The organism is Kluyvera sp. 142486, from assembly GCF_046569695.1.
Lineage (GTDB): Bacteria > Pseudomonadota > Gammaproteobacteria > Enterobacterales > Enterobacteriaceae > Kluyvera.
Genome location: NZ_JBKHUI010000022.1, coordinates 69,522 through 77,900 on the forward strand (window position 1 = coordinate 69,522; position 8,379 = coordinate 77,900).

General features: G+C 56.5%; 7 protein-coding genes. 5 read left to right on the forward strand and 2 right to left on the reverse strand.

Annotated elements, in window-relative coordinates; translation table 11 throughout:
- Positions 1–49 precede the first annotated feature (49 nt).
- Positions 50–1,327, forward strand: coding sequence for a NupC/NupG family nucleoside CNT transporter (locus tag ACLGE8_RS20390; protein ID WP_411000774.1), 1,278 nt, complete (start codon positions 50–52; stop codon positions 1,325–1,327).
- On the opposite strand, the gene ACLGE8_RS20395 is transcribed toward ACLGE8_RS20390, so the two are convergent.
- Together ACLGE8_RS20395 and ACLGE8_RS20400 are read right to left on the reverse strand one after the other, a co-directional pair.
- Positions 1,322–2,185, reverse strand: a complete 864-nt coding sequence (locus ACLGE8_RS20395; RefSeq protein WP_411000775.1) for a YjjW family glycine radical enzyme activase — start codon at positions 2,183–2,185, stop codon at positions 1,322–1,324. The two genes, ACLGE8_RS20390 and ACLGE8_RS20395, sit on opposite strands and share 6 nt — an antisense overlap.
- Entirely contained in the window at positions 2,157–3,707 is a 1,551-nt protein-coding gene (locus ACLGE8_RS20400; RefSeq protein WP_411000777.1) for a YjjI family glycine radical enzyme, read from the reverse strand. The genes ACLGE8_RS20395 and ACLGE8_RS20400 overlap by 29 nt, the downstream gene beginning before the upstream one ends.
- A gap of 258 nt (positions 3,708–3,965) precedes the next feature.
- Between ACLGE8_RS20400 and deoC the strand changes: the two genes are divergently transcribed.
- From deoC to deoD, 4 genes are all read left to right on the forward strand, one after another.
- On the forward strand, positions 3,966–4,745 hold the full coding sequence (deoC, locus tag ACLGE8_RS20405) for a deoxyribose-phosphate aldolase (protein ID WP_411000779.1): 780 nt from the start codon (positions 3,966–3,968) through the stop codon (positions 4,743–4,745).
- A 137-nt stretch (positions 4,746–4,882) separates the two neighbouring features.
- A complete protein-coding gene (deoA, locus tag ACLGE8_RS20410) occupies positions 4,883–6,205 on the forward strand; it encodes a thymidine phosphorylase (RefSeq protein ID WP_411000781.1) in 1,323 nt (440 codons plus the stop codon).
- Positions 6,206–6,257: 52 nt separating this feature from the next.
- Positions 6,258–7,481, forward strand: a complete 1,224-nt coding sequence (gene deoB / locus ACLGE8_RS20415) for a phosphopentomutase (RefSeq protein WP_185668255.1) — start codon at positions 6,258–6,260, stop codon at positions 7,479–7,481.
- Positions 7,482–7,538: 57 nt separating this feature from the next.
- Positions 7,539–8,258: a purine-nucleoside phosphorylase gene (gene deoD / locus ACLGE8_RS20420; protein WP_035894565.1), complete on the forward strand. Its 720-nt coding sequence runs from the start codon at positions 7,539–7,541 to the stop codon at positions 8,256–8,258.
- The last annotated feature ends 121 nt before the right edge of the window (positions 8,259–8,379 follow it).

Consider the following 8,379-nt stretch of genomic DNA (forward strand, 5'->3'; position numbering starts at 1 on the left):
CGATTGGTATGCCGTAATTATTATATTTTTCAATACACAGGGAATCTGTATGCAAATCCTCATGGGACTCATCGGCATGGTGGTGTTGCTCGCCATTGCCTTACTTCTCTCCAGCAATCGCAAAGCGATTAATTACCGAACCGTGCTGGGTGCCTGGCTGCTACAGGTGGGCATTGGTGCACTCATTCTCTACGTACCCGCCGGACGAAAAGTCCTGCTGGCGATGTCCGAAGGCGTTGCTAACGTCATTGCCTATGGCAACGAAGGGATCGGCTTCCTGTTCGGCGGCCTGGTCTCCGACAAGATGTTTGAAGTCTTTGGCGGCGGCGGTTTTGTGTTCGCGCTGCGCGTGCTGCCGGTTATTGTCTTCTTCTCCTCGCTGATTGCGGTGCTGTATTACATCGGCATCATGCAGCTCGTGATTCGTATTCTGGGCGGCGCGCTGCGTAAAGTGCTGAAAACCTCACGCACGGAATCGCTCTCTGCCACGGCAAATATCTTTGTTGGCCAGACAGAAGCGCCGCTGGTGGTTCGTCCGTATATCGCCACCATGACCCGTTCTGAACTGTTTGCCGTGATGTGTGGTGGCCTGGCCTCGGTGGCGGGTTCCGTACTGGCGGGCTATGCGCAGATGGGCGTACCGCTGGAGTATCTGATTGCGGCCTCGTTTATGGCAGCGCCTGGCGGCCTGCTGTTTGCCAAAATTATCGTGCCGGAAACGGAAACCCCGCACGACTCTCCAACGCTTGAGAAAGACACGAAAAACCCGGATGCACCGGCAAACGTACTGGATGCTGCGGCATCCGGGGCGGCGTCCGGTATGCAACTGGCGCTGAATGTGGGCGCGATGCTGCTGGCATTTATCGCGCTGATCGCGCTGCTGAACGGCATGCTCTCCGGCATTGGCGGCTGGTTCAACCATCCGGAACTGTCGCTGCAGCTGATCCTCGGCTGGATCTTCTCACCGCTGGCATGGGTGATTGGCGTGCCGTGGAGTGAAGCGACGGTGGCGGGCTCGTTTATCGGCCAGAAGCTGGTGATAAACGAATTCGTGGCCTACATGAACTTCGGTGAATACCTGAAGGCGGATGCTGAGGTGGCTGCGGCCGGTCTGCAGGTGATTTCCAACCACACTAAAGCAATTATCTCCTTCGCCCTGTGCGGCTTTGCCAACCTCTCCTCGATTGCCATTCTGATCGGCGGCCTGGGCAGCATGGCGCCAAACCGTCGTCAGGAAATCGCACAGCTCGGCCTGAAAGCCGTGGCCGCCGGGACGCTCTCCAACCTGATGAGCGCCACCATCGCGGGCCTGTTCCTCGCCCTATAAGTACAGCGCCGGAGGGATAAGCCTCGTTATTCCTCTGGCCTGTAGCGCCTGGCTAATGGCTTCAATATCCGCTGGCCCGGCGCTACCCCACGCTGTTGCCTCACCGTAAACGCCGTGCGCGTGAAAGGCGTTGAGACGCACGGGAATATCCCCCAATTCGGCGATAAACGCGCCCAGCGACTCCGCTTCCTCCAGATAATCACTGTGCCCCGGAATGACCAGCAGCCGCAGTTCCGTCAGCATACCCTGCTGGGCAAGCCACTGAATGCTCTGTTTAATCCGCGCGTTCCCGCGCCCGGTTAGGCCCAGATGGCGATCGTTATCCCAGGATTTTAAATCGACCATCACGCCGTCGCACACTGGCTGTAGCTTCTGCCAGCCGCTTAGCGGCAGTTCGCCGTTACTGTCGACGAGGCAGGTCAGGTGCGCCAGTGAGGGCGTAGACTTCAGCGCCTGGAAGAGGGCGATGACGAACGGTAACTGCGTGGTCGCTTCGCCGCCGCTGACGGTTATGCCCTCGATAAACGGCGCGACCTGCGCTATCTGCTGAATCACCTGCTCCACGCTCATGATTTGTGCCATCGGCGTCGCCTGCTGCGGGCACATATGCAGACAGGTATCGCACTGCTGGCAAACCTCCGCTTGCCAGCTGACTTTCCCGCCGTTCACGCTTAATGCCTGGTGCGGACACTGCGGCACGCACTCACCGCAGTCGTTACAGCGCCCCATCGTCCACGGGTTATGGCAGTTTTTACAGCGCAGGTTGCAGCCCTGCAGAAACAGGGCCAGGCGGCTGCCGGGCCCGTCGACGCAGGAGAATGGGATGATTTTACTGACTAAAGCGCATCTGCTGTTCATGACTCACGACACGAGGTTGACGTTCCAGAATACGCGTGTTACGGGCGGCTTCTTCGCCCAGCCACGTGGTGTTGGTGCGGGAGCCTTCATCGCGATATTTTTGCAGGTCGGACAGGCGCACCATATAGCCCGTGACGCGCACCAGATCGTTACCGCTGACGTTGGCGCTGAATTCACGCATGCCCACTTTGAACGCGCCGAGGCAGAGTTGCATGATCGCCTGCGGGTTGCGTTTCACGGTTTCATCCAGCGTCAAAATATCGCTGATCCCCGCGGTGTAGTGGGCGTGATGCGGTGCGACGGTGAGCAGGTGGTTAATTGGGTCAGGCTCGTCGCCGTACGGCAGACGCGCACCCGGCGTGGTGCCGATATCCGAGCTGATGCCTGACTGCGCATGGAGCAGCGCACGCTGCTGCCAGCCGTACTGTACCGGCGCACGGGTGACGAAGGCGGCAAGCTCGGCGCTGATGCGGTAGGCCAGTTGATTAGCCTGCTCGTCTTTGCCGTAGCGCCCGGCAATCCCCTCGCGCTCGCAAAGTGTGTTGACCGCTTCGGCGAGTGCATAGATGCCGAACATCGGCACAAAACGATCCGGGTCGATCAACCCTTCACTCACCAGGAAGCTATTCTCAAAGAAGTGCGACTGCTTGTAGAGGAAGTGGCTGCGTGCATCGATGATATCGATTTGTAGTTGGCAGTAGCGCGGCAGCACGTTTGTGAAGAAGTCATCGATCGATTCACTGCGCTGCGCCACCTGCTTGAGGTTCAGGCGCACCAGCGTACTGCCACCGCCGGCAAGCGGCAGCGAGTTGTAACAGCTTACGATGCCGTATTGACCATTTGTGAATATTTTATCATTTAACGGCCCGTTGGCGATATGCGGTTTACTGCACTCGCAGATATTTTGTGCCACCTGTAACAGCAAATCATCCGGCGTAAGTTCTGGGTCGTAGATAAAGGTCAGATTTGGTGCGACCTGCTTTAACTCAGCATCTGCACGTAATATCGCGCGCGTGACTGGCGTATCATGTGGGCCAATATTCACGTGGGTGAATGCGTCCGGCAACGTGCGATCGAGATAGCGCCAGAAACGTTTTATTCGAATATCGATTTCATCTTGTGTTAGAATTCTAACATAAGGCGATAACAGCGCATCAAGATGGCCGAGATAAACCGGCATCGCCGTTACGGAAGGGACGTGGTGGTACAAAATGGTCAGCAGCGAAAGGGCGTCGTCCAGATCTTTGGCGCCTTCCAACTCTAACCATTCAGAGCCGTTAGCCAGAAAACGCGCGTAGTCCGGTAAGACGTAGCGCGGTTTATACGGCGCATGCCCTTCATACATATCGCAAATGACGCCGTCGGCCAGCGCCGCCCGCGCTTCCTCAGAGAGTTCTGGGTATGGCAGGGCATTTTCGGCCTCCAGCGCCAGAAAATGACGTTTCTGTTCTGGGGTTAACACGGAGCTTGTCACAATTTGCTGGCAGTGTTGCAGCAGTGATGAATCATTCGATGTTGGCATGTTCAGTTCCTCAGACGAGCGATAGGCGAAGTGTATGAAAAACGATGAGGCCGTCTTTTGATCCCAGCGGCTGCAGTGGCGTTTTAGCGGCCGCTTCTGGTGTAAAAATTTGATGCATGTCTCGTTATTGTTATGCAATTTTGTACGAAGTTTTCACTAAGTGTGATGAAAGTCGAAGTGTGGACGCGGGGCGGTGTTACAATAGTCACAGACCCGCAAGGTAACGATTTACACGGCAATACGCCGTCGGAGAGAAAAATGACTGATTTAAAGGCAAGCAGCCTGCGTGCGCTGCAGTTGATGGACTTAACTACCCTGAACGAAGACGATACCGACGCGAAAGTGATCGCACTGTGTCATCAGGCGAAAACGCCGGTGGGCAACACCGCCGCTGTCTGCATCTATCCGCGTTTCATTCCGATTGCGCGTAAAACGCTGAAAGAGCAGGGAACCCCGGACATCCGCATCGCCACCGTCACCAACTTCCCGCACGGTAACGACGACATCGACATTGCGCTGGCGGAAACCCGCGCGGCTATCGCCTACGGCGCTGATGAAGTTGACGTGGTCTTCCCATATCGCGCGCTGATTGCTGGCAACGAGCAGGTTGGTTTTGATCTGGTGAAAGCGTGTAAAGACGCCTGTGCGGCGGCAAACGTGCTGCTGAAAGTGATCATCGAAACCGGTGAGCTGAAAGAAGAGCAGCTTATTCGTAAAGCCTCTGAAATTGCCATCAAAGCCGGTGCGGATTTCATCAAAACCTCTACAGGTAAAGTACCGGTAAACGCGACTCCAGAAAGCGCGCGCATCATGATGGAAGTGATTCGTGATATGGGCGTACAGAAAACCGTGGGCTTCAAGCCAGCGGGCGGCGTTCGCAGCGCAGAAGACGCACAGCTGTTCCTGTCTATCGCTGACGAGCTGTTCGGTGCGGACTGGGCTGACTCCCGTCACTACCGCTTCGGCGCTTCCTCTCTGCTGGCTAGCCTGCTGAAGGCGCTGGGCCACGGCGACGGTAAGAGCGCTAGCAGCTATTAATGCATTATCGTAGCCCGGACGAGGTGCATGTGCGCCGACTCCGGGATCTCCCCGGCGGCGCTACGCTTGGCCGGGCTACAGGAACGTAGCGCGGGCTTAAGCCCGCTGCATTTAACCTGATTAATCAGGAGGGTACCTTGTTTCTCGCTCAAGAAATTATTCGCAAAAAACGTGATGGCCACGCGCTGAGTGATGAAGAAATTCGTTTCTTTATCAACGGCATTCGCGACAACACCATCTCTGAAGGGCAGATTGCCGCGCTGGCGATGACCATTTTCTTCCATGATATGAGCATGCCGGAGCGTGTCTCGCTGACCATGGCGATGCGAGATTCAGGCACCGTCCTGGACTGGAAGAGCCTCAACCTCAACGGCCCGATTGTCGACAAACACTCTACCGGCGGCGTGGGTGACGTAACCTCGCTGATGCTTGGCCCAATGGTGGCAGCCTGCGGCGGCTATATTCCGATGATCTCCGGTCGCGGCCTCGGCCATACCGGCGGTACGCTCGATAAACTGGAAGCCATTCCGGGCTTCGACATCTTCCCGGACGACAACCGCTTCCGTGAAATTATTAAAGACGTGGGTGTGGCGATTATTGGGCAGACCAGCTCGCTTGCACCGGCGGACAAACGTTTTTATGCCACCCGCGACATTACCGCGACGGTGGACTCCATCCCGCTGATCACCGCCTCTATTCTTGCCAAAAAACTGGCGGAAGGTCTTGATGCGCTGGTGATGGACGTGAAAGTAGGCAGCGGCGCGTTTATGCCAACCTACGAACTCTCTGCGGCGCTGGCTGAAGCCATCGTGGGCGTATCCAACGGCGCGGGCGTGAAAACCACGGCGCTGCTGACCGATATGAACCAGGTGCTGGCCTCCAGCGCAGGTAACGCCGTAGAAGTGCGCGAAGCCGTGCAGTTCCTGACCGGTGAATACCGCAACCCGCGTCTGTTCGACGTCACCATGGCGCTGTGCGTTGAGATGCTTATCTCCGGCAAGCTGGCCAAAGATGACGCAGACGCGCGCGCTAAATTGCAGGCCGTGCTCGACAACGGTAAAGCGGCGGAGATCTTTGGCCGCATGGTGGCCGCACAGAAAGGTCCAACCGATTTCGTTGAAAACTATGCGAAATATCTGCCAACGGCGATGCTGAGCAAAGCCGTCTATGCTGATACCGAAGGTTTTGTCAGCGCGATGGACACCCGCGCGCTGGGCATGGCGGTGGTTTCTATGGGCGGCGGTCGTCGCCAGGCTTCTGACACCATCGATTACAGCGTTGGCTTTACCGACATGGCCCGTCTGGGCGACAGCGTTGACGGACAGCGTCCGCTGGCGGTGATCCACGCGAAAGATGAAGCAAGCTGGCAGGACGCGGCGAAGGCCGTGAAAGCGGCAATTAAACTGGACGATAAAGCGCCTGAAATTACGCCAACCGTCTATCGTCGCATCACCGAATAGTTATATACTGATCTGATCGCTTTTTTGCAGCGCAAGATGTATGGAGAACAAGATGAAACGTGCATTTATTATGGTGCTGGACTCCTTTGGGATTGGTGCAACGGAAGACGCAGACCGCTTTGGCGATGTCGGCGCAGATACGATGGGCCACATTGCAGAAGCCTGTGCCAAAGGCGAAGCTGACAATGGCCGTAAGGGCCCGCTGAATTTGCCTAACCTGACTCGTCTGGGTCTGGTGAAAGCACATGAAGGTTCCACCGGCAAAATTGCTGCCGGCATGGACGGCAACGCGGAAGTAGTGGGCGCATACGCCTGGGCGCATGAGCTCTCTTCCGGTAAAGATACGCCGTCTGGTCACTGGGAAATCGCCGGCGTGCCGGTTCTGTTCGACTGGGGTTACTTTAGCGACCACGAAAACAGCTTCCCGCAGGAACTGCTGGATAAACTGGTTAAGCGTGCCAACCTGCCGGGCTATCTCGGTAACTGCCACTCTTCCGGTACCGTGATCCTCGATCAGTTGGGCGAAGAGCATATGAAAACCGGCAAGCCGATTTTCTATACCTCTGCCGACTCGGTGTTCCAGATCGCCTGTCACGAAGAGACCTATGGCCTGGATAAGCTCTACGAGCTGTGCGAAATCGCGCGTGAAGAGCTGACCGAAGGCGGCTACAACATTGGCCGCGTTATCGCGCGTCCGTTTGTGGGCGACAAAGCGGGTAACTTCCAGCGTACCGGTAACCGTCACGACCTGGCCGTTGAGCCACCGGCGGCGACCGTTCTGCAGAAACTGGTTGATGAAAAACACGGTCACGTGGTTTCCGTCGGTAAGATTGCGGACATCTACGCCAACTGCGGTATCACTAAAAAAGTGAAAGCCACCGGCCTGGACGCGCTGTTCGATGCCACCATCAAAGAGATGAAGGAAGCGGGTGATGAGACTATCGTCTTCACCAACTTCGTTGACTTCGACTCTTCATGGGGCCACCGTCGCGATATCGCTGGCTACGCTGCTGGCCTGGAGCTGTTCGACCGCCGTCTGCCGGAGCTGATGGAGCTGGTGGGTGAAGATGACATTCTGATCCTCACCGCTGACCACGGCTGCGACCCAAGCTGGACCGGTACTGACCACACCCGTGAGCACATTCCGGTGCTGATCTACGGCCCGAAAGTTAAGCCGGGTTCGCTGGGTCACCGTGAAACCTTCGCGGATATTGGCCAGACGCTGGCGACCTACTTCGGTACGTCTCCAATGGCGTACGGTAAAAACATGCTGTGATTATTTGGGCGGGAGGATTCCCGCCCTTCGTCTATTTGAAAAATAAAGGAAATTACGATGGCTACCCCACATATTAACGCTGAAATGGGCGATTTCGCTGACGTTGTGCTGATGCCGGGCGACCCGCTGCGTGCGAAGCACATTGCTGAGACTTTCCTCGAAGATGTGCGTGAAGTTAACAACGTTCGCGGCATGTTAGGTTTCACCGGGACTTACAAAGGCCGTAAGATCTCCGTTATGGGCCACGGTATGGGCATCCCATCCTGCTCCATCTACACCAAAGAGCTGATCACTGACTTCGGCGTCAAAAAAATCATTCGCGTGGGTTCCTGCGGCGCGGTACGTGCTGATGTGAAACTGCGTGACGTGGTTATCGGCATGGGCGCGTGCACCGACTCCAAAGTGAACCGTCTGCGCTTCAAAGACCACGACTTCGCCGCTATCGCTGACTTCGGCATGGTACGTGACGCGGTTGATGCAGCTAAAGCGCTGGGCGTTGATGCTCGCGTTGGTAACATCTTCTCCGCTGACCTGTTCTACACCCCAGATCCAACCATGTTCGACGTGATGGAAAAATACGGCATCCTGGGCGTGGAAATGGAAGCGGCAGGTATCTACGGCGTGGCTGCAGAATTCGGTGCGAAAGCGCTGACCATCTGCACCGTATCCGACCATATCCGCACCCACGAGCAGACCACTGCCGCTGAACGTCAGACGACCTTCAACGACATGATCAAAATCGCGCTGGAATCTGTTCTGCTGGGCGACAAAGCGTAAGATTGTGCTGTGCCCGGTGGCGCTTTTGTATGACCGGATACATAGGTGACAGATCAGACCGGGAACATAGGTAACACTTTTCAGTCTATCCGGACCACACTCTGGGTTTTCCGGTCGTAGT